This window comes from Methylocella tundrae, from assembly GCF_038024855.1.
GTDB lineage: Bacteria > Pseudomonadota > Alphaproteobacteria > Rhizobiales > Beijerinckiaceae > Methylocapsa > Methylocapsa tundrae.
In genome coordinates this window covers 3,486,353-3,506,794 of record NZ_CP139089.1, presented here as the reverse complement: position 1 = coordinate 3,506,794, position 20,442 = coordinate 3,486,353, and the positions used below count along the sequence as shown (strand labels likewise).

Genomic DNA, 20,442 nt, shown 5'->3' with positions numbered 1-20,442 from the left:
CAAAAAATGGGAATCGGGCTTGATGCGGAGAATGAATGATGTGCGTAAGGCCGGCCCCTGCGCCGGCGCTCTTTTCAGAACCTGTCTCCTGATGGCGGCGCTGGCCGGTGGATCGCTCCTCGCCGCCCGCCCGGTTCACGCTCAAACGATCGTGTCGAGCATCAATGGCGATCCCATCACCAATATCGACATTGATCAGCGCATGAAGCTGCTGCGCGTGCTGCGCAAGCCAGCGACGCGCGAAGCGGCGATCGAAAGCCTTTTCACCGAGCGCCTGGAAATCCACGAGGCGGAAAAATACGGCGTCAATCCAAAGGTTTCCGATCTTCCGCAGGAGATCGTCAGGGTTGCCCAGGAAATGAAAGTGCAGCCCGAGGCGCTGATAGCTGAGCTTCAGCGCGCGGGCGTTTCGCAAGATCATTTTCAGGCGTATTTTCGCGCCAATCTCGCCTTTGGCATTCTCGTGCAGGCGCTGAACAAGGGCGTCGAGGCGAGCGAAACGCAGGTTCGTGAGGAACTCGCAAAGGCAGGTGGCAAGGCCGCCGCCGGCACCGCCTATACCGTGCAGCAGATCATCTTCGCGCTGCCGACGACAGCAACTCCCGCCGCCGTCAGCGCCCGCGCGCATGAGGTCGAACAGCTGCGCGCGCGCTTTTCCGATTGCGCCACGGGCGTTCCCATCGCCCGCGCAATCAACGACGTGACCGTGCGCGATCCTCTGACGCGAACTTCCCACGAGATCAATGACTCGCTCAAGCAATTGCTCGACAAAACGCCGGTCGGCCACTTAACGCCGCCTCAGCGTTCGGCCAACGGATTCGAGATGGTCGCCGTTTGCAGCAAAGGCCCCGCCAAGGACGACACCGCCGTGCGCCAGGCCATCGCGCAGAGGCTGCTCGCCGCCCATATCGCCGAGGACTCCGCGCGACGCCTGAAGGAATTGCGCGCAAGAGCCGTCGTCGTGAAAGCGTCTCCTTGAGAGAACAGCCTTGATGACCGGCGAGCCGCATGGAAAGACCCTTCTCGCGCTGACCCGCGGCGATCCATCCGGCATCGGTCCCGAGCTCGCCCTCAAGGCCTGGGCCGCGCTGCATCAGGATCCGGAGGCGCCAGCGTTCCTGATCGCCGCCGAGCCGGATCATCTCGCGGCGCTGGCGCAGCGGCTGCGCCTTGCCGTTCCGATCGAGCCGATCGGCGCCGCGACGGACGCGGCCGCCCTGTTCCGACGGGCCTTGCCGGTGCTCGACTCGAAGCTGACGGTCAAGGGCAAGCCCGGCTCGCCCCACGCCGAGGACGCCGCCGGAACCATCGCCTCCATCGAGACCTGCGTGAACCTTGTCAAAGCGGGCGCGGCCGCCGCGATCGTCACCAACCCGATCGCCAAAGAGGTTCTTTATCGCGCCGGATTTCCGCATCCCGGGCACACCGAATTCCTCGGCGCTCTGGCCGAGCGGCTGTATCAGTCCAGCGTACGCCCTGTCATGCTGTTGTGGTCGCCCGAACTCGCCGTCGTTCCCGCGACGATCCATATTGCGCTGAAAGACGTCCCCGCCCGCCTGACAACGGACCTTCTGGTCGAGACCGGGCGCATCGTGGCGCATGATTTCCGCCAGCGTTTTGGCCTCGCGCATCCCCGCCTCGCCTTCACGGGCCTCAATCCGCACGCAGGCGAGGGAGGCGCGATGGGGCGCGAGGAGATCGACGTCATCGCTCCAGCGCTTGCACAACTGAAAGCCGCAGGGATCGACGTCTCGGGTCCGCATCCAGCCGACACGCTGTTCGACGCCAAAGCCCGAAAGACCTATGACGTCGTTATTGCGATGTATCACGATCAGGCTCTGATCCCGATCAAGACCATCGCCTTCGCTCACGCCGTCAATGTGACCCTTGGCCTGCCCTTCATTCGGACCTCGCCCGATCACGGCACGGCCTTCGCCATCGCCGGCCAGGGCGTCGCCGATCCCTCGAGCCTCATCGAGGCTCTGCGGTTGGCCGGGCGATTGGCGAACGAATGCCCGGCCCGCTAGACGATCTCCCCCCGCTGCGAGAGATCGTCGCCGCGCATGGGCTCGACGCAAAGAAAGCGCTCGGACAGAATTTCCTTTTCGACCTCAATCTCACGTCCCGCATCGCGCGCGCGGCAGGGCCGCTCGAGCGCGCGCTCATCGTCGAGATCGGACCTGGCCCCGGCGGCTTGACCCGCGCGCTGCTGGCCGAGGGAGCGAGAAAAGTCGTCGCCATCGAACGCGACGAGCGCTGCCTCGCGGCGCTCGCCGAAATCGCGGCCCGCTATCCGGGCCGTCTCGACGTCATCGCCGGCGACGCGCTCGATATTGATCTTGGCGCTCTTGTCGGCGAAGCGCGCCCGGCGCGGATTTGCGCCAACCTGCCTTACAATATCGCCACGGCCTTGCTGACGCGCTGGGTCGAGGCCGAAGTCTGGCCGCCCTGGTTCGACCGGCTGACCTTGATGTTTCAACGCGAGGTCGCCGAACGCATCGTCGCATCCCCATCCCAGCGCGCGGCCTATGGACGTCTTGCCGTCCTGTGCAATTGGCGCTGTGAGACCCGCATCCTGTTTGATGTGTCGCCCTCCGCCTTCACGCCGCCGCCGAAAGTCACCTCCAGCGTCGTCGAGTTACGCCCTCGCGCCGCGCCGCTTCCCTGCGAAGCGAGGCTGCTTTCGGCGGTGACGCGGGCCGCTTTCGGGCAGCGCCGGAAAATGTTGCGGCAATCGCTGAAATCCTTGCCGGTGCGCGACATCGCAACGCTTCTCGCCGCGGCCGGGATCGAGCCGACCGCGCGCGCCGAAGAAATTGGCGTTGAAGGCTTTGCCGCTCTTGCGCGGGCTTTGCGGGATCAGCGAACGGCGGTCCAGCCTCTCTGAGCGCGCCGCGCTCCAGCGAAAATCGGCTCCCGCTCTTCAAGCTTTCGTTTCAGCGCTCGGTTGGGTCCAACGACTCCGCAGCTTTTCGGCATCATGTTCTGGGAAGGATCGGATCGGCAAGCTGAGGCGCGACCTGACCATAATTCAGGCCGGCGACGAGGGCGACGCCGCCGATCACATTGCCGAGCAGCGTCGGCAGAAAGAAGCGCAAGGCATAGTCGGCAAAGGACGCCTTGCCAGCTTCGACCGCATAGAAGGCGTCGACCGACCCGGCGATCAGATGAGAGAAGCCCGCAATGGCCACGACATAGGTGATGATGATGATGATAAACGGCCGCGCCGAGCCGACGGCCGGGAGAATCCAGACCATCAATGCGATCAGCCAGCCGGCGAAGACCGACTTCAGAACGACGGCTCCAAAAGAGCCCCGCACCGCGTGGACGCTGATCTCGACAAAAGCCTTCTGAACGCCGGCGTCGAAAATTGAGAAATGCGCGAGGGCGGCTGCGAAAATCCATGTCGCCGCGATATTCGCCGCCAGCACGAGCGACCAGAGCCGCGCCACCTTGATCAGCGTTTTCCTGTCCCGGTTATGAAGCAGCGGCAGGATCGGCGTCAGCGTATTCTCGGTGAACAATTGCTGACGCCCCAGCACGACGATCAAGAATCCCGTCGTATAGCCAAAGGAGCTGATCAAAGGCCGCCACGGCGCATCGGGAAGGCTCGACTGCAGCACGCCCTGCACCACGAGGGAGAAGCCCATCGAGAGCCCGGCCGCGAAGGCCGACAGCACCAGCGCGGTCTTGGTGCGATTAAGTTCGGCTTCGCCTTCGGCGCGGATCGTTTCATGGATAAGAGCGGCGTTCGGGTGGCTTTGCTCGGCGACCGACGCCTTTTCCGCGCCCGAAAGATCCTCCAGCTGGGAGGCCGGGCTGAGGCTGTTGCGCTCATCGCTGGTCAAATCGGAGCCTTTCGGTTGCCCGCTCATGAAAGTCTGGCGCGTTGATGGTTAAAAAGCGGGCTTGGCCTGCCGGCTCGCCGCAGTCGCCGCCGACGGATTGAAACACGGCGCGGGCTGTTCCGGTTCCAGCCAGCTTTGCCTGCGCCGCGGCGTGCGCGTGCGAGCCCGGTCAGTTCGCCAGAGGCCGCACTCTTTTCATGAACAGGCTGATGATGACGGCATGGGCCACATGCTCGGCCATGCATTGATAGCCAAGATCGTTCAGGTGGAAATTGTCGCGCGACATCAGCTGCAGATTGGCGCGCGTCTTGGCGATGAACCGCATGGCGTCGTAGCGGCTGATGTAGAGGACATTTTCCTTGGCTGCGATGTTTTTCAGCGCGTCGCGGATCGCCGCGTAATTGGAATCGCGGGCGAGACGGGGCGCATATTGGAGGCCGACGAGCACAACGTCGACCTGATTTTCCTTCAGCCATTCAATGGTGGATTGAACGGTCGCCTCGAAATCCGCAGGCGAAACCCGTGCGAGAGCGTCATTGGTCCCAAGCTGCCACAGCACCAGATCAGGCTTGCTCAACGCGACCTCGTTCCTGATGCGTTCAGATGTGCTTTCCGCCACCTCGCCGGGCAAGCCGCGGTTTACGACGATGATATCGACGCCTTTTAGCGCATGTTCAAGGATAGCCTCGAGCAGTGACGGATAGGATTTGTTCGAGCCGGAGGATCCTATGCCGACCGTCGACGACGAGCCAATCGCCAGAATATGCACGGCTTGATGCTTTTGCAGCGCCGCCGCGAAATTGGGAAGCGACGCGGGCGTCGCGATATCGACCGCCGGCACCTCGCATGAGGGGCTGAGCGGCGGCGCGGCGACGGGAGCCGGCGCCTCCTCGGCGCGCAAAGGAAGCGCGGCGCAGACGCAGAACGCTAGGGCGAGGGCACCCTTTTGGGCGGATTCGCCGATAGTCTTCCGCGCCATTCCGAAGCCCATGCAACCACGCCCATAACCGATACGCCGAGAATAACGATCAGCGCATCTGTTGCAATATGTCCACCGTATACAAAGCGGAAGATCTGGCAAATGAGGCTGAGCAAAGACGCCGCGCAAAAGACGTTCAGCGAATTACGCCCAAGCATGGATAAATATTTCGCAAGGAGGGGCAGCGCCTGCCGGATGGTTACGAAAGAGCCTGCGAAAAAAGCTGTGAGCGCGAGACTATGGATGAGCCGCGCCGGCGACAGAAATGTCTTGTCGAACATGAACACGAGCTTTGGCGACGGGGCCGCAATCGGATTGGGCGAGAAATTCATCAAGGCGACAACTGCGCCGACGAGAATGATCGGCAGCGCCACGAACCAGAGGACGCGCCGATGGCGCCGGGCGAAAGCGCCAAGGCCGTCCTCGCCGCCCAGCGCGAAGCCAAGACAATAGATCAGCTGCCAGCAGAGCGGATTGAAGAACCATGTACCCTCGACCGGCCAGGTGGGCAAATTGACGCCCGTTATCAAGGCGAAAGCGTAGATCGTAAAGGAGATCGGGAGCAGAAGCCGCGGCGCGAAGCGATGCGTCAGCGCGATCAAGGGGGCGGCGAACATCAGGACGACATAGAGCGGCAGAATGTTGAAATAGCCAAGCTGATGGGTGAGCAGGACAAGCCCCACATGCGCCCGGACGGGATCATTGAAGACGGCCGAGGCGTTGTGCCAGTCGAGAAGAAACGGGGCGTCGAAAAGCAGCGCCGAAGCTGCGAGAAGGGCGATCGCGATCTCGGTGATGACGGTCTGGGCGACATAGACATGCAAGGCGCGGCTTTCGAGCCGGAACACGAGAGCGCCCGCCGATAGCGAGGCGACGGGGCCGTCGATCAGCTTGCGCATCGCCCAGCCGGCGAGGAACACGAAGAGTTCCGCGGAATCCGACAGCGACACATTGCGATAGGTGAAGCGCTCGAAATAGAGGCCAGGAACATGGTTGACGAAGATCGTCAGAAGAGCAAAGCCGCGCCAGAAATCGATTTCATTAGGTGCGCGCATGAGTCTTCCGACATACGTCCCGCCGTTTCTCGCGACAGCCGACATCCTCATTTGGACATCGAAAGCCGCGTCGGCATTCTAACGACCGGTTGTTGCTTCGAACGTCCGCAACTTCCGCGCCAACTGTTGGAGCAAAGTCAGGCAAAGTAGAGACCGCGCGAAGCCCGACTCCGCGCCGCGCCTCAAGGAAAGGTCAAGCCGAAGCTCTGGAACAGGGCCCGAAGGACCGCCGGCAGGCTCTCGGGTATATCCTCAGCCACGAGCCCAGGACCAAAATGGCGTGCGCCCGCTCCATGCAGCCAGACCGCGGCCGAGGCGGCCTCGAAAGGCGGCATGGATTGCGCGCAGAGGCCCGCGATCATTCCGGCAAGAACATCGCCCGACCCCGCCGTTGCGAGCCAGGGCGGCGACGTATCGTCGATCATTGCCCGCCCGTCGGGATGCGCCACCACCGTGTCGGGGCCCTTGAGCAGCACAATGGCGCCGGCGAGGGCGGCGGCCGCCCGCGCGCGCTCAAGTTTCGAGACAGACCTCAGGCCGTTGAGCCGCTTTTGCAGCGTTTCAGGGTCCGCGTCGGACTTCAGCCAGCGGCGCTCGTCATCGGCGGAAAGATCGCCGAAAAGCCGGGCGAATTCGCCATCATGCGGCGTCAAAACGACGGGGCCGCCCGAGCCCCTGATCGCCTGCGCCAGGGAAAAGGCGTCGCCCTTGAAGCTCGACAGCGCATCGGCGTCGAGAATTTTGGCGCGCGATGCCGGCGCCAGCGCGCTAAGCGTCAGGGCGCGGGTCGCCGCGCCAACGCCAAGCCCTGGCCCCAGAACGAGGGCGTTCTTGCGCCCGTCCTCGAGGATCGCCGCGAGCTCCTCCGGACCGTCGCAGACCGCCGTCATGATCGCGGTCAGCGCCGCCGCATGGGCGCCGAGCGCCTCCTTCGGCGTCGCGATGGTCACGAGGCCGGCCCCCGCGCGCAAGGCGCCGCGAGCCGCAAGCCGCGCCGCGCCGGTGTGGGCGAGGCCGCCGGACAGAACAAGGGCGTGGCCGCGCGCGTATTTGTGGCCGTCGATGCGGGGAACCGGGTAGAGGCCGCCCCAGACCTCCGGCTCGTTGGCCTGCGTCGCCGGCCTCACGACATCAAGCACCGCCGATGTGATCCCGATGTCGGCGACGATCGTCTCATTGCAATGCAGCCGCCCCGGCAGCAGCAGATGACCCGGCTTGCGACGAAAAAAAGTGATGGTTTTCGAGGCCCACACCGCGACGCCCCGGACCTGCCCGCTCGTTCCGTCAATGCCGGAGGGAACGTCAACCGCGAGCACCGGCTTTTTTCGCTCGCGCGAGAAGGCGTTGAGGCGATCCACGGCCGCCCGCGCCGGCCCGTCAAGGTCGCGGGCGAGGCCCGCCCCGAACAAAGCGTCGATGACAAGATCCGCTGCGTCGAGGTCCAGCGCCTCGATGGCGGTGATTTCGCCATTCCAGGCTCTGGCGGCGGCTGCGGCGTCGCCGCGCAACGCGTCGATGCTGACAAGCAATCCGAGCGTGACGGAAAAGTCCCGCGCCTTCAAAAGCCGGGCGGCGACAAAGCCGTCTCCGCCATTATTGCCCGGTCCGCAAAGGACCACGATGCGTCCGTGACGCGGCGCGAGCCAGCTCGCCTCCAGGGCGACCGCGGCCCCGGCGTTCTCCATCAGCGCATAGCCGGGGACTCCCGAGGCGATGGTCAGCCGGTCGGCCTCCGCCATTTCCGAATTGCTCAAAAGTTCAGGCGGCAGACGATGAGAAGTCATAGGGAACGCTTCCAGGGATCGGCGCCAGCCAAGTTGACATTGACGCAAGTGAAAGATACCCGAATAATGTCCGGAAAGTTCGTCCTGACGCTGGTTTGACTGCGTCCGGCGGCGATTTTGAGTGCGGACGAGACGTCATGAAGCCTCTTATCGCAAAGTTTGGCATTGGTCAGGTGGTGAGGCACCGGAAGTATCCTTTCCGGGGCATCATCTACGACGTCGACCCGGTCTTTTCCAATACCGACGAATGGTGGCAGTCCATTCCCGAAGAGGTTCGTCCGCGCAAGGACCAACCCTTCTATCATCTCTTCGCGGAAAACGCCGAAACAGAATATATCGCCTATGTCTCGGAGCAGAATTTATTGCCCGACACGTCCGGCGATCCCATCCGTCATCCGCAGGTCGATGAAATCTTCGTGCGCGCGCAGGACGGAGCCTATCAGATCAGGACCGCGCGCCGGAACTAATCCTTGCCCTTGAGGCGATCGTGGCGGTCCTGCAGTTCGAGCGTCACCAGGCGGGCGAGCAAGGTCGCGGGAAAAAGCTGCCCGATAATCCCTTCGAGATTTGCGAGCGCGCGCGCCATCGGGTGAACCGGCGCGATGTCGCCGTACCCGACGGAGGTCAGCGTGACAAAACTGAAATAGATGACGCTGCTCGCCATCCCCCTTTCGTGATAGACGACGAGGCCGGAAAACGCGTTCGGAGACCACAGGCCGACAAGCGTGTAGAGCCCGACAAAAGTCATGCCCATGGTCAGATAAAGCAGCACCGCGCCATTGACGCGATGATAGGTGACGCGGCCGGGAGCAAACACCGCTCCGGCGATGACGAAAATCAGCGCGATGTCGATGATCACCCACGCGATCGCTTCAAGAAGGATGTCGACGGCCGAGGGGGATCGGGAACGAAGGACCACGGCGGCGGCCGCGAGCGCGACGCCGCTGAACAGAACCACCAGCACGACCCATCTTGTCGACTGCATGAGCACGCAGCTGGCGAGCAAAAGGACGATGATGAAGCCGTAACCCTCGGCCGAGATCGTTCCCGCGGCATGGAGCGGCACGATCACGAAAAGGAACAGGATCAGCAAAAGGGTGAGCACGGAAAGAAGCGGGTCGCGCAATTCGTCCCGCTTGGCGCGGAAGCGGGTTACCGCGACCCTTTTGATCATCGCCATCGGCCGCTCCGCCAGCATCAGTCTTATAACAGCCGCCGCCTTCAGGCGTTCTGGCGTCGAAACAGCGCGGCGCGATCATCCGAGGCTAGAGCATGACGCCGAAAAGCTGCAGCTTGCATTAGCCTCTTAATGAGAAACTTTGAATGGAATCGCGGCGCGATTCCATTCAAAGCCGTCCGGCGCTAAGCGTCGTCGCCCGGCTGCGCCGCCGGCGGTTCTTCATCCGCCTCGGTCCGGGCGGCGTCTTCCTCACTGATCCGCTCGACCGACACGACCTGTTCGTCTGCGCCGGTGTTGAAGACGATGACGCCTTGCGTGCCGCGCCCCGCGACGCGGATGCCGTCGACAGGACAACGGATCAACTGGCCGCCGTTAGTGACCAGCATGATCTCGTCGCCGTCTTCGACCGGCATTGAGGCGATGAGCTGGCCATTGCGCTGGTTGACCGCCATGGCGACGATGCCTTTGCCGCCGCGCCCGGTGATCCGGTACTCATAAGACGAGGTGCGCTTGCCGAAACCATTGGAGGACAGCGTCAGAATGATCTGCTCGTCGGCGGACATCCGGGCATAGCGCTCGGGGCTAAGGCTCAAGGCAGGCGCCTCCTCGGCGCCGGCTTCCTCCGCCGCAGCCTCCCCATTGCCCTCGATCGTGGCCTCGCCGGCGACGGCGCGCCGCATTTTGAGATAAGCGATGCGCTCGCCGCTGTCCGCCTCGATATGGCGTAAAATCGCCAGCGATATCACGCGGTCGCCCTCACCCAGCAAGATGCCGCGCACGCCCATCGAATCACGCCCCTTGAACACCCTGACGTCGGTGACCGGGAAGCGGATGCACTGGCCTTTCGCGGTGGTGAGGAGCACGTCGGCGTCTTCCGAGCAGATCTGCACGTCGACGATTTCCTCGCCCTCATCGAGCCGCATGGCGATCTTGCCGGCGCGATTGACCTGCGCGAAATCGGACAGCTTGTTGCGTCTCACCGTGCCGCGGGTCGTTGCGAATACGACGTCGAGCGTCGCCCAGGCAGCCTCGTCTTCCGGCAAAGGCATGATGGTCGTAATGCGTTCGCGCTGCTCGAGCGGCAGGATGTTGACGAGCGCCTTGCCGCGCGCCTGTGGAGCCGATAAAGGCAGCCGCCAGATTTTTTCCTTATAGACCTGTCCGCGCGACGAAAAGAAAAGCACCGGCGTATGGGTCGAGCCGACGAACAGCCTTGCGACGAAATCCTCGTCCTTCGTCTGCATGGCGGCGCGGCCTTTGCCGCCGCGTCTTTGCGCGCGATAGGTCGCGAGCGGCACGCGCTTGATGTAGCCAAGATGCGAGACAGTGACGACCATATCCTCGCGCTGGATCAGATCCTCATCCTCGACGCCGGGCGCACTGTCGAGAATGATGGTGCGGCGCGGCGTTGCATGCGCGCTTTTGACCGCCAGCATCTCATCCTTGATGATGCCAAAGAGGCGCTCGCGCGAATGCAGGATTTCGAGATAGTCGGCGATTTCGACGGCGAGCTTGTTCAGCGCTTCGGCGATTTCCTCGCGTCCCAGCGCCGTCAGCCGCTGCAGGCGCAATTCCAGAATGGCGCGCGCCTGCGCCTCCGAGAGACGGCAATGGCCGTCTTCCGACACGATATGGCGCGGATCGGCGATGAGCAGAATCAGCGGCGCCATATCGTGCGCCGGCCAGGTGCGGGCCATCAAAGCCTCGCGCGCCGCGCCGGCGTCCGCCGAGGTGCGGATCAGCCGAATGACTTCATCGATATTGGCGACCGCGATGGCGAGGCCGACCTGGAGATGGGCGGCGTCGCGCGCCTTGGCCAGCAGGTGCTTTGTGCGCCGTGTGACGACCTCTTCGCGGAAATCGATGAAGGCGGTCAGGAAATCCTTCAGCGTCAGCATTTCCGGACGGCCGCCATTCAAGGCGATCATGTTGCACGGAAAGCTCGACTGCAGCGCGGTGAAGCGCCAGAGCTGGTTCAAAACAACGTCGGCGACGGCGTCGCGCTTCAGTTCGATGACGATGCGCATGCCGTCGCGATCGGATTCGTCGCGCAGATCAGAAATGCCCTCGACGCGCTTGTCGCGCACGAGTTCCGCGATCTTCTCGATCAGGGTCGCCTTGTTTACCTGATAAGGGATCTCGGTGACGATCAGCGCCTCGCGCTCCTTGCGCAAAACCTCGACATCGACCTTCGCCCGCGTCAGGATCGATCCGCGTCCGGTAAGATAGGCGGACTGGACGCCGGCGCGGCCGAGAATGGCGCCGCCGGTCGGGAAATCTGGCCCCGGCACATAGGCGATCAACTCTTCGATCGTGAGTTCGGGCTGCTCGATCAGCGCGATCACCGCGTCGATCACCTCGCCCAGATTATGCGGCGGGATGTTCGTCGCCATGCCGACGGCGATGCCGCCCGCGCCATTGACGAGAAGGTTCGGAAAGCGCGCCGGCAGCACGACCGGCTCATGTTCCTTGCCATCGTAATTCGGCTGAAAATCGACGGTATCGGAATCAATGTCTTCGAGCAGCGCCATGGCCGGACGCGCGAGGCGCGATTCGGTGTAGCGCATCGCCGCCGCCGGATCGCCGTCGACCGAGCCGAAATTGCCCTGGCCGTCGATGAGAGGCAGACGCATCGAAAAGGATTGCGCCATGCGCACCAGCGCATCATAGATCGCCGAGTCGCCGTGCGGATGATATTTACCCATGACGTCGCCGACGATACGCGCGCATTTGACGTAAGGACGGTCGGGCGTGTGGTTGTTCTCGTTCATCGAGAACAAAATGCGCCGGTGCACCGGCTTCAGACCGTCTCGCACGTCGGGCAAGGCCCGGCTGACGATCACGCTCATCGCATAATCGAGATAGCTGCGGCGCATCTCGTCAGAGATGGAAACGGGTCTGATGTCGGATCCGGGGGCAGCCGGTCCGGTGTCGTCAGTATCGGCCAATGAAAGCTAGTCCAAAAATGAGTTCAAGGCCCAATATTAGAGGCCCACGCGCCAAAACGCCAGCTTTACGCGGCGAAAACCGAGCAAAACCAGAGATTGCACGCAAAGGCCCGACCGCACGGCGATAGGCCGGGCAGCCTTCATGGCGACTACATTCGCCGAACGCCCAACCGCTTTCCGATCGAATGGGGTCATTCGATCGATCAGAAATCGCTCCAGATTCAAAAGCTTGAGCATATTCGCGTCGATCGGATCGAACCAATCTGATCGGAATATCCTCTAGAATGGAATATCGTCGTCGATGATGTCGGCGGTGCGGCCAGCGCCCGCGGCGGCGGGACGGCGATCGGGCGCGCGCTCCATCGGCGACGACCGGCCGAAACTCGAACTCGCGTCCTCAAATCCGCCGCGGTCAGCCTCGGAATCACCTCGGCCGCGGCTATCGAGCAGAGTCAGTTCGCCGCGAAATCTTTGCAGCACGACTTCCGTCGTCTTGCGCTGGTTGCCTTCCTTATCGGTATACTCGCGCGTCTGCAGTTGACCCTCGAGATAAACTTTCGAGCCCTTTTTGCAATACTGCTCCACGATTTTCCCGAGATTCTCGTTGAAGATCACGATGTTATGCCACTCAGTGCGATCCTTGCGCTCGCCGGTCGCCTTGTCGCGCCAGGACTCCGTCGTCGCCAGGCTGAAACTTACCACCGCGTCGCCGGAATTCATCCGCCGCGTTTCCGGATCGCGGCCGAGATTACCGACGAGAATTACCTTATTGACGCTCCCCGCCATTCTTTATGCTCCCTGGAAACGCTTGCAAAAAACTCGGCTGATCCGATCACTCAATGCAGTTAGCGGCGCCGCGCGCGGCTTGTCCACCACCGCGCCTATGTTCTATGTATGTTCTAGCAGCCGGCGCTCGCGGCGGCAAGCGCCGAAGGCGGAAATTTCAGCCCGTCGAGACGCCGGCGCGAACGTCGGACACGTCGATCTTGCGGTCGAGCGCGGCCTTGAGCTTGGCGCGATCAAGTTCGCCTTCCGACCATGAAATGACGACGGTTGCAACGCCATTGCCGATGATATTGGTCAAGGCGCGGCATTCGCTCATGAATTTGTCGACGCCAAGCACGATCGCCATACCCGGAACAAGCGCCGGATCGACCACGGCAAGCGTGCCGGCCAGTGTAATGAAGCCCGCCCCCGTGACGCCGCTCGCGCCCTTTGATGTCAGCATGGCGACGATGAGTATGGTCATCTGCTGGCTGAAACTCAGGTCGACGCCGAGCGCCTGCGCGATGAACAGGGTCGCCAATGTCATATAGATATTGGTGCCGTCGAGATTGAAGGAATAGCCGGTCGGCACGACGAGGCCGACGACCGGCTTCGAGCAGCCGAGACGCTCAAGCTTCTCCATCAGCGCCGGCAAGGCGCTTTCCGATGAGCTCGTGCCGAGCACGATCAGAAGCTCGGATTTGATATAATTCAGGAATTTGAAAATATTGAAGCCGGCGATCCGGGCAATCGAGCCAAGGATCAGGATAATGAACAGGGCCGACGTCAAATAGAAGGTCGCGACAAGGCCGAGAAGATTGCCGAGCGAATGCGCGCCATATTTGCCGACGGTGAAGGCCATGGCGCCGAAAGCGCCGATAGGCGCCGCCTTCATGACGATATTGATGACGCCGAAAACCGCGTGCGCCAGATCGTCGACTAAAGACAGGATGGTCTTTCCGCGCTGGCCGAGCGCCATCAGGGCGAATCCGAACAGGATCGCAAAAAGCAGCACCTGGAGCACATCGCCCTTGGCGAAGGCGCCGACAACGCTGTCGGGAATGATGTCGAGAACGAAATCGACCGCGTGATGCGCTCCGGCCTGTTTCTCGAAGCCCGCGACCGCGGCGGCGTCGCCATGTCCCGTAAAGCCCGCGCCCGGCCGCAGCAGATTGCCGACAAGGAGGCCGAAGATGAGCGCGAAAGACGATACAATCTCAAAATAGACGAGAGCCTTGACGCCGACCCTGCCGACTTTTCGCGCATCCGATATATGCGCGATGCCGGAGACGACCGTGCAGAAGATGATCGGCGCGATGAGCATTTTGATCAGCTTGACGAAGCCGTCGCCGAGCGCCTTGACCCAGGCGTTGGTCGCATATTCGGGCAGGAGCCATCCGAACAGAGCGCCGAGCACGATCCCGATCAGAACCTGGACATAAAGAATTTTGTAGAAAGGCTTCGCCGCAGCGCCAGCGGGGGAGCTTGCCGAAATCGCGACCATTGGAGTCCGCTTCCAAAGCTGTCAGTGGTCCGGCCCGCGGCCGGACCTCTTTTTTTTGTTTTTGCCCGCGCGGGGTCGCCGCCGTCACCAGCGTCGCGCGCTCTTCAGCAGGCAGGCTTTCAGGATTCGCCCAAAATGCAATGGCAAATTGCGCGAAGCTCGCTAAATTAGGGACAGCAAAGACATGCGGAGGGCGGGCCAAATCGAGCCGCGGCCGCGTCCTGACGCTTCGATCACTCAAAGCCAGACGGATCAATGAAGAAACCCAAGCCGTCCGCCGGCCCCAAGGCGGCATCGGCCTCGCCCAAAGCTGAGCCGAAGGCCGCCCCGAAGCGCGCGGCGGCGTCTGTGCCGGCCGTGCGCGCCTTCGACGGCCGCACGATCGTCATCCGCGGCGCGCGCGAGCACAATCTCAAGAACGTCGATCTGACCATCCCGCGCGACAAGCTCGTCGTTTTCACGGGGCTTTCCGGCTCGGGCAAATCATCGCTGGCGTTCGACACGATTTATGCAGAGGGCCAGCGGCGATACGTCGAATCGCTGTCGGCCTATGCGCGGCAGTTCCTGGAGATGATGCAAAAGCCGGACGTCGACCAGATCGACGGCCTCTCTCCGGCAATCTCGATCGAGCAGAAAACCACCTCCAAGAACCCGCGCTCGACGGTCGGCACCGTCACCGAAATCTACGATTATATGCGGCTTCTCTATGCGCGGGTCGGCGTTCCCTACTCTCCTGCGACGGGTCTGCCGATCGAAAGCCAGACCGTGAGCCAGATGGTCGATCGCGTCATCGCTCTGCCTGAACGCACGAGGCTCTATCTGCTGGCGCCTGTCGTTCGCGGCCGCAAAGGCGAATACCGCAAGGAAATCGCCGATTTCATGAAGCGCGGCTTTCAGCGCCTGAAAATCGACGGCGAGTTCTACGAAATCGCCGACGCGCCGGCGCTCGACAAAAAGTTCAAACACGACATCGACGTCGTGGTCGACCGGATCTCGGTGCGGCCGGACATCACGCCGCGTCTTTCGGAGAGTTTCGAGACCGCGCTCGAACTCGCCGACGGCATCGCCATCGCCGAATATGCCGACGAAAAGGATGAGAAGGGCGCGCCGAAACGCATCACCTTTTCGGCCAAATTCGCCTGCCCGGTCTCCGGCTTCACGATCCCCGAGATCGAGCCGAGGCTGTTTTCCTTCAACAATCCCTTCGGCGCCTGCCCGCATTGCGGCGGCCTCGGCTTCGAACAGACCGTCGATCCCGATCTGATCGTCCCCGATCCGAAGCTGACGCTGCGCAAAGGCGCCATCGCGCCCTGGGCCCGCTCGAGCTCGCCCTACTATATGCAGACCCTCGAGGCGCTCGCCCGCCATTTCAAATTCCGCCTCGACGCGCGGTTCGAAACGCTCCCAAAAGAGATCCAGGACGTCATCCTTTACGGCTCGGGCAAGGAGAGCGTGCGCTTTACCTATGAAGACGGCTTTCGCTCGCATGAGACGAACAAGCCCTTCGAGGGCGTCATACGCAATCTCGAACGGCGCTATCGCGAGACGGAGAGCGAATGGTCGCGCGAGGAAATCGGCCGCTATATGACCGCGACGCCCTGTAGCGTCTGCCTTGGCGCGCGGCTGCGGCCAGAGGCGCTGGCGGTCAAGATCGACGGGCTGCACATTGGCGAGGTCACCTCCTTTGCGGTGCGCGCGGCGGCCGCCTGGTTCGACGCGCTCGCGGAAAAGCTCGACCCGAAGCGGCGTGAGATCGCCGCCCGCATTCTGAAGGAAATCCGCGAGAGACTGTCGTTCCTGATCGACGTCGGGCTCGATTATCTGACGTTAGGCCGCGCCGCCGGCACGCTGTCGGGCGGCGAGAGCCAGCGCATCCGCCTCGCCTCCCAGATCGGCTCCGGCCTCACCGGCGTGCTCTATGTGCTGGACGAGCCCTCGATCGGCCTGCATCAGCGCGACAATGCGCGCCTGCTCGATACGCTGCGGCGCCTGCGCGATCTCGGCAATAGCGTCATCGTCGTCGAGCACGACGAGGACGCGATCCTCGCCGCCGATCATGTCGTCGACGTCGGGCCGGGCGCCGGCATTCATGGCGGCGAAATCGTCTCCCAGGGGACGGCGGCGGAGATCATGGCCGATCCCCATTCCCTGACGGGGCAATATCTCACCGGCGTTCGCGAAGTCGCGCCGCTTCGCCATCGCCGCAAGCCGGACGGGAAGCGCAAGCTCGACATTATCCACGCCAGCGGCAATAATCTGAAAAATGTGTCGGCCTCGATTCCGCTCGGGCTCTTCACCTGCATCACCGGCGTCTCGGGCGGCGGCAAATCGACCCTTGTCATCGACACCCTCTATAAGGCCGCCGCGCGCCGGCTGAACGGCGCGGCGGAGCATCCAGCGCCCTTCGAGCGGATCGACGGCCTCGAGCATCTCGACAAGGTCATCGACATCGACCAATCGCCGATCGGCCGCACGCCGCGCTCGAACCCCGCGACCTATACCGGGGCCTTCACGCCGATCCGCGAATGGTTCGCCGCCCTGCCCGAAGCCAAGGCGCGCGGCTATCAGCCGGGCCGCTTTTCCTTCAACGTCAAGGGCGGGCGCTGCGAGGCCTGCCAGGGCGACGGCGTCATCAAGATCGAGATGCATTTTCTGCCCGACGTTTATGTCACCTGCGACGTCTGCAAGGGCAAGCGTTATGATCGCGAGACGCTGGACGTCAGATACCGCAACAAATCAATCGCCGACGTGCTCGACATGACGGTCGAGGAGGCCGCTGATCTGTTCAAGGCGGTGCCCTCGATCCGCGAGAAAATGGCGACGCTGGCGCGCGTCGGGCTCGGCTACATCAAGGTCGGCCAGCAGGCCAATACGCTCTCGGGCGGTGAAGCCCAGCGCGTAAAACTCGCCAAGGAATTGTCGAAGCGCTCGACCGGGCGCACGCTCTATATCCTCGACGAGCCGACCACCGGGCTGCATTTCCACGACGTCGCCAAGCTGCTGGAGGTGCTGCAGGAACTCGTCGATCAGGGCAATACCATTGTCGTCATCGAGCATAATCTCGAAGTCGTCAAAACCTCCGACTGGGTGATCGACCTTGGCCCTGAAGGCGGCGACGGCGGCGGCGAGATCGTCGCCGAAGGAACGCCTGAGACAATCGCCAAAACAAAAAAGAGTTATACAGGCCAGTTCTTGCGCGAAGTGCTGGAGCGACGGCCTCCCGCCAGCGTAAAAGCGGCTGAATAGCGAATCGTTTTCACCCACCGCAAACCGAGAGGGCCTTGTCCTTCTGGAGCAGAATTATTCTTTTGGAGCATAAAATGGCGCGCAAACCGAACTATGATTTTGAACGCAGGGAGCGCGAAAAGGCCAAGGCCGCGAAAACCGCGGAAAAGGCCGCCGCGCGCAAAGCGGAAAAGGAAAAAGAAAAAGCCGACGCCGACAAAGCCGCCGGCGTCGCCGGGGAAACCGCTCCCGAGACCGATGGCGAGTGACGCCGCGGCGCCTTTGAGCGATGTTTTGCCGCCGCGGCCGGGAAGCGAGCGCCCGTCCGAATCCGAACAATGCGGCGTCTATGGCGCGCCGCCAGTCGAACTGGCCTCCGCCCCTCCCCGCGCCATCCAGTTCTCGCCGCTCGTTCCGGGCGCGGCAGTGCTCGAGACCCAAGCGCCGGAGACGCTTGCCGGAATGACCATGTTAGGCCCCCCCGGCACAGTGGAGCGCCGCCGCGCGCTCGCCCTTGCATTGCGTGCTCTACGGCAAGGGGCGTTGCTGACCGCGCTGGCCCCGAAAGACAAGGGCGGCTCGCGCATCGCCGCGGAATTGCGCGCTTTCGGCTGCGTGGTGGACGAAAGCTCAAAACGTCATCATCGCGTTTGTGTCTGCGGGCGTCCGGCCGTCCTGAAAGGGATCGAGGACGCCATCGCGGAAGGCGCTTTGCAGCGCGTCGAAGAGCTCGGTCTCTGGTCTCAGCCCGGCGTCTTCAGCTGGAACCGGATCGATCCCGGCAGCGCGCTTCTGGCCGCGAACCTGCCCGCCCTTTCAGGCCGCGGCGCGGATCTTGGCTGCGGCGTCGGCTATCTCTCCATCGCCGCGCTCGCCGCGCCGAAACTCGCCGAAATATCGCTGATCGACATCGACCGCCGCGCGATCGAGGCGGCGCGCCGCAATATCCAGGATCCCCGTGCGCGTTTCTTCTGGGCCGACGCCCGGCGCGAGGACGCCGACCTCAAAGACCTCGACTTTATCGTCATGAACCCGCCTTTCCACGATGGCGGCGCGGAAGATCAAAACCTCGGCAAAGCATTCATCCTTCGCGCGGCGAAAATGCTGCGCAAGGGCGGCGCGCTGTATCTCGTCGCCAACCGGCATCTGCCCTATGAGGCCGCGTTGAAACCCTTGTTCCGGCATGTCGCCATGAAGGTCGAGACGGGAGCCTACAAGATTTTCGAAGCGCAGAAATGAGCGCGTCCCTGCGGCTCGACAGGCTGCTCGCCAATCTCGGCTATGGCACGCGCAGCCAGGCGCAACAATTGCTCCGCGCAAGGCGCGTCAGGCTGGATGGATCGGTGGTGGACGATGGCTCGCTCCGCATTGCGCTGACGCCGGATTTGTCCGAGCGCATGAGCGTCAATGGCGAAAAGCTCGATCCGCCGCCGGGTCTGGCATTGATGCTCAACAAGCCCTGTGGCGTCACCTGTTCACACAAGGAGGCCGGGCCGCTTGTCTACAACCTGCTGCCGCCGCGCTATCGCCTGCGTGAGCCGCCGCTTTCGACCGTCGGCCGTCTCGACAAGGAGACGTCCGGCCTGTTGCTCATCACCGACGATGGCGCGCTGCTGCACAAGATCATCTCGCCGAAGAACCATGTGCCAAAGCGCTATCTCGCCACGCTCGAATCTTCCCTGCGCGGCGATGAAGCCGGGATTTTCGCCTCTGGAGGTTTGATGCTGGAAGGCGAAGAGAAGCCGCTATTGCCTGCGACGCTGGAAGTTGTCTCGCCGACAAGCGCCTATGTGACCGTGACCGAAGGGCGCTATCACCAGGTCCGCCGCATGTTCGCGGCGGTCGGCAATCATGTTGTGGCGCTGCATCGCGATCGCGTTGGCGGGCTGGAGTTGCCTGTTAGTCTCGCGCCGGGGGAGTTTGTGGGGTTGGGCGTAGCGGAGGCGGCGGCTATGGTGTTTAGCGAAGCGATTTGAATTTACGACCGGGTTTGGCTTCAACGCGATATCGTCTCCTCACCCAAACAGCGCGATCGACTCCGCCGCCAGCACGCCGCCTGTGATCGCGATATTGGCGAAAGGCGCGGCCTTGGCCAATTGCTCGCTCGTCACCATGATCTGCCCGATCTTTTGCGACAATTGCTCGATCGAGGCGGCGAAGACGATCCGCCCGATCCCGCACCAGAGAATTGCGCCCATGCACATCGGACAGGGCTCGCCGGAGGCATAGAGCGTCGCTCCTTTCTTCAGCACGCTCTCGCGGCGCTCGGCAATCAGGCTGCGCATCGCGACCATCTCGGCATGCGCCGTCGGATCATCATTCGTTTTGCCGAGATTGCGGCCTGTGGCGATCACCTGTCCCTCGCTGACGATGGCCGCGCCAAAGGGAAAATCGCCTTTCGCGGCTTCCGCGATGGCGATGCGCATGAAGCCTTCGTCTTCAGGCAGAGGCGGTTTCATCGTCGCTCCGGCCGAGGCGTGCTGCGGCGCGCTGAACAGAGCGCTCGCAAGGCCGGCGCCAAGCAGCGCCGAAAAGCTTTTGCGACGGCTGAGGCCCCATTCATGTCCTCGACCGCACCGGCAAAAATCCTCGCTCATGTCGCCTCCTCTTGTTGGCCTCACCCCAGATCCTCATCCTTCATCGCGATGAAAATCAACACGCCGAGCATGGTGATGGCGATGCGGAAGGCGCTCGGCAGCGCCTCGGCGCCAAGGGGCGAACGCCACATGCCGAACCATTCGCCGCCAATGGCGATGAAGCCGCCCTCAAACAGCAGGAAGCCGAGCGCAAGCCCTATGATCGCGGGGCTCTTTGCACCCGCAAACGCCGGTCCCTCGGCCTTGCGGGCGCCAATCATCGACAACAGGCCAACGCCCATCAGCGCAGTGATGGCGATCTCCGTCGCGATGATCGCAAGATAGGCCGCATGGTGGAGCGCCGGCGAGGCAAGCGCGCGCCAGCCGATCATCGAGCCGCCGGGAATCCCGTCCATATCGAGCACATGCGCGACATAGGCGAAATTCGTCCAGTAATCCGTGACATTGCCGAAAGCGACAAGCGCCATGAACAGCGCGACGGCGCCAACACAGCCGATTTTAGCCAACCGAACAACCACGCAGAACCCCTGCAAGCCATAAAGGGCGCTCAAACGGCA

18 protein-coding genes are annotated in these 20,442 nt (G+C 62.9%); 8 read left to right on the top strand and 10 right to left on the bottom strand.

Annotated features, from left to right (window positions below; genetic code table 11):
• Positions 1-31: 31 nt before the first annotated feature.
• From SIN04_RS18390 to rsmA, 3 genes are read left to right on the top strand one after another with little or no spacing between them, the layout of a single operon-like run.
• Entirely contained in the window at positions 32-979 is a 948-nt protein-coding gene (locus SIN04_RS18390) for a hypothetical protein (RefSeq protein WP_134491602.1), read from the top strand.
• 13 nt (positions 980-992) lie between these two features.
• On the top strand, positions 993-2,027 hold the full coding sequence (pdxA, locus tag SIN04_RS18385) for a 4-hydroxythreonine-4-phosphate dehydrogenase PdxA (protein ID WP_134491600.1): 1,035 nt from the start codon (positions 993-995) through the stop codon (positions 2,025-2,027).
• Complete coding sequence (gene rsmA / locus SIN04_RS18380; RefSeq protein ID WP_134491598.1) at positions 2,012-2,887, top strand: 16S rRNA (adenine(1518)-N(6)/adenine(1519)-N(6))-dimethyltransferase RsmA; 876 nt, start codon at positions 2,012-2,014, stop codon at positions 2,885-2,887. Before pdxA ends, rsmA begins: the two co-directional genes overlap by 16 nt.
• Before the next feature lie 91 nt (positions 2,888-2,978).
• On the opposite strand, the gene SIN04_RS18375 is transcribed toward rsmA, so the two are convergent.
• The 4 genes from SIN04_RS18375 to SIN04_RS18360 all read right to left on the bottom strand — a co-directional run bounded on the left by SIN04_RS18375 (position 2,979) and on the right by SIN04_RS18360 (position 7,666).
• Positions 2,979-3,875 carry a formate/nitrite transporter family protein gene (locus SIN04_RS18375; protein ID WP_134491596.1) on the bottom strand — a complete coding sequence of 299 codons (897 nt, stop codon included), beginning with the start codon at positions 3,873-3,875 and terminating at the stop codon, positions 2,979-2,981.
• Positions 3,876-4,017: 142 nt separating this feature from the next.
• On the bottom strand, positions 4,018-4,827 hold the full coding sequence (locus tag SIN04_RS18370) for an SGNH/GDSL hydrolase family protein (RefSeq protein WP_244605887.1): 810 nt from the start codon (positions 4,825-4,827) through the stop codon (positions 4,018-4,020).
• Complete coding sequence (locus tag SIN04_RS18365; protein WP_134491592.1) at positions 4,776-5,882, bottom strand: OpgC family protein; 1,107 nt, start codon at positions 5,880-5,882, stop codon at positions 4,776-4,778. Before SIN04_RS18365 ends, SIN04_RS18370 begins: the two co-directional genes overlap by 52 nt.
• Positions 5,883-6,064: 182 nt before the next feature.
• Positions 6,065-7,666 carry an NAD(P)H-hydrate dehydratase gene (locus tag SIN04_RS18360; protein ID WP_341264123.1) on the bottom strand — a complete coding sequence of 534 codons (1,602 nt, stop codon included), beginning with the start codon at positions 7,664-7,666 and terminating at the stop codon, positions 6,065-6,067.
• 137 nt (positions 7,667-7,803) lie between these two features.
• On the opposite strand from SIN04_RS18360, the gene hspQ reads away from it, so the two are divergent.
• On the top strand, positions 7,804-8,133 hold the full coding sequence (gene hspQ, locus SIN04_RS18355; RefSeq protein WP_134491585.1) for a heat shock protein HspQ: 330 nt from the start codon (positions 7,804-7,806) through the stop codon (positions 8,131-8,133).
• On the opposite strand, the gene SIN04_RS18350 is transcribed toward hspQ, so the two are convergent.
• The 4 genes from SIN04_RS18350 to SIN04_RS18335 all read right to left on the bottom strand — a co-directional run bounded on the left by SIN04_RS18350 (position 8,130) and on the right by SIN04_RS18335 (position 14,063).
• Complete coding sequence (locus SIN04_RS18350; RefSeq protein ID WP_244605886.1) at positions 8,130-8,846, bottom strand: potassium channel family protein; 717 nt, start codon at positions 8,844-8,846, stop codon at positions 8,130-8,132. The genes hspQ and SIN04_RS18350 overlap by 4 nt on opposite strands.
• Before the next feature lie 182 nt (positions 8,847-9,028).
• Positions 9,029-11,794, bottom strand: coding sequence for a DNA gyrase subunit A (gyrA, locus tag SIN04_RS18345; RefSeq protein WP_134491577.1), 2,766 nt, complete (start codon positions 11,792-11,794; stop codon positions 9,029-9,031).
• A 279-nt stretch (positions 11,795-12,073) separates the two neighbouring features.
• Positions 12,074-12,580, bottom strand: coding sequence for a single-stranded DNA-binding protein (gene ssb / locus SIN04_RS18340; protein ID WP_134491569.1), 507 nt, complete (start codon positions 12,578-12,580; stop codon positions 12,074-12,076).
• Positions 12,581-12,737: 157 nt separating this feature from the next.
• Complete coding sequence (locus tag SIN04_RS18335) at positions 12,738-14,063, bottom strand: dicarboxylate/amino acid:cation symporter (protein ID WP_134491561.1); 1,326 nt, start codon at positions 14,061-14,063, stop codon at positions 12,738-12,740.
• 255 nt (positions 14,064-14,318) lie between these two features.
• On the opposite strand from SIN04_RS18335, the gene uvrA reads away from it, so the two are divergent.
• The 4 genes from uvrA to SIN04_RS18315 all read left to right on the top strand — a co-directional run bounded on the left by uvrA (position 14,319) and on the right by SIN04_RS18315 (position 19,264).
• On the top strand, positions 14,319-17,309 hold the full coding sequence (gene uvrA / locus SIN04_RS18330) for an excinuclease ABC subunit UvrA (protein ID WP_244605885.1): 2,991 nt from the start codon (positions 14,319-14,321) through the stop codon (positions 17,307-17,309).
• 74 nt (positions 17,310-17,383) lie between these two features.
• The gene (locus SIN04_RS18325; RefSeq protein WP_166795989.1) at positions 17,384-17,557 is read left to right on the top strand and encodes a hypothetical protein; all 174 of its coding nucleotides are present in this window, start codon (positions 17,384-17,386) and stop codon (positions 17,555-17,557) included.
• Positions 17,547-18,527 (top strand): class I SAM-dependent methyltransferase, encoded by a 981-nt coding sequence (locus SIN04_RS18320; RefSeq protein WP_134491555.1) that lies wholly within the window; start codon positions 17,547-17,549, stop codon positions 18,525-18,527. Before SIN04_RS18325 ends, SIN04_RS18320 begins: the two co-directional genes overlap by 11 nt.
• Positions 18,524-19,264 carry a pseudouridine synthase gene (locus SIN04_RS18315; protein WP_134491548.1) on the top strand — a complete coding sequence of 247 codons (741 nt, stop codon included), beginning with the start codon at positions 18,524-18,526 and terminating at the stop codon, positions 19,262-19,264. Before SIN04_RS18320 ends, SIN04_RS18315 begins: the two co-directional genes overlap by 4 nt.
• A 39-nt stretch (positions 19,265-19,303) precedes the next feature.
• On the opposite strand, the gene SIN04_RS18310 is transcribed toward SIN04_RS18315, so the two are convergent.
• Positions 19,304-19,885, bottom strand: a complete 582-nt coding sequence (locus tag SIN04_RS18310; RefSeq protein WP_244605884.1) for a nucleoside deaminase — start codon at positions 19,883-19,885, stop codon at positions 19,304-19,306.
• Positions 19,886-19,905: 20 nt separating this feature from the next.
• Entirely contained in the window at positions 19,906-20,403 is a 498-nt protein-coding gene (locus tag SIN04_RS18305) for a DUF2165 family protein (protein ID WP_134491539.1), read from the bottom strand.
• Positions 20,404-20,442 lie beyond the last annotated feature (39 nt).

Bases quoted from the DNA above. Each gene is read 5' to 3' on its own strand.
- ssb (WP_134491569.1), bottom strand. From the start codon at position 12,580: ATGGCGGGGAGCGTCAATAAGGTAATTCTCGTCGGTAATCTCGGCCGC.
- pdxA (WP_134491600.1), top strand. From the start codon at position 993: ATGACCGGCGAGCCGCATGGAAAGACCCTTCTCGCGCTGACCCGCGGC.
- SIN04_RS18375 (WP_134491596.1), bottom strand. From the start codon at position 3,875: ATGAGCGGGCAACCGAAAGGCTCCGATTTGACCAGCGATGAGCGCAAC.
- SIN04_RS18320 (WP_134491555.1), top strand. From the start codon at position 17,547: ATGGCGAGTGACGCCGCGGCGCCTTTGAGCGATGTTTTGCCGCCGCGG.
- SIN04_RS18325 (WP_166795989.1), top strand. From the start codon at position 17,384: ATGGCGCGCAAACCGAACTATGATTTTGAACGCAGGGAGCGCGAAAAG.
- SIN04_RS18360 (WP_341264123.1), bottom strand. From the start codon at position 7,666: ATGACTTCTCATCGTCTGCCGCCTGAACTTTTGAGCAATTCGGAAATG.
- rsmA (WP_134491598.1), top strand. From the start codon at position 2,012: ATGCCCGGCCCGCTAGACGATCTCCCCCCGCTGCGAGAGATCGTCGCC.
- SIN04_RS18390 (WP_134491602.1), top strand. From the start codon at position 32: ATGAATGATGTGCGTAAGGCCGGCCCCTGCGCCGGCGCTCTTTTCAGA.
- SIN04_RS18335 (WP_134491561.1), bottom strand. From the start codon at position 14,063: ATGGTCGCGATTTCGGCAAGCTCCCCCGCTGGCGCTGCGGCGAAGCCT.
- SIN04_RS18310 (WP_244605884.1), bottom strand. From the start codon at position 19,885: ATGAGCGAGGATTTTTGCCGGTGCGGTCGAGGACATGAATGGGGCCTC.
- SIN04_RS18365 (WP_134491592.1), bottom strand. From the start codon at position 5,882: ATGCGCGCACCTAATGAAATCGATTTCTGGCGCGGCTTTGCTCTTCTG.
- hspQ (WP_134491585.1), top strand. From the start codon at position 7,804: ATGAAGCCTCTTATCGCAAAGTTTGGCATTGGTCAGGTGGTGAGGCAC.
- SIN04_RS18350 (WP_244605886.1), bottom strand. From the start codon at position 8,846: ATGGCGATGATCAAAAGGGTCGCGGTAACCCGCTTCCGCGCCAAGCGG.
- SIN04_RS18315 (WP_134491548.1), top strand. From the start codon at position 18,524: ATGAGCGCGTCCCTGCGGCTCGACAGGCTGCTCGCCAATCTCGGCTAT.
- SIN04_RS18370 (WP_244605887.1), bottom strand. From the start codon at position 4,827: ATGGCGCGGAAGACTATCGGCGAATCCGCCCAAAAGGGTGCCCTCGCC.
- uvrA (WP_244605885.1), top strand. From the start codon at position 14,319: ATGAAGAAACCCAAGCCGTCCGCCGGCCCCAAGGCGGCATCGGCCTCG.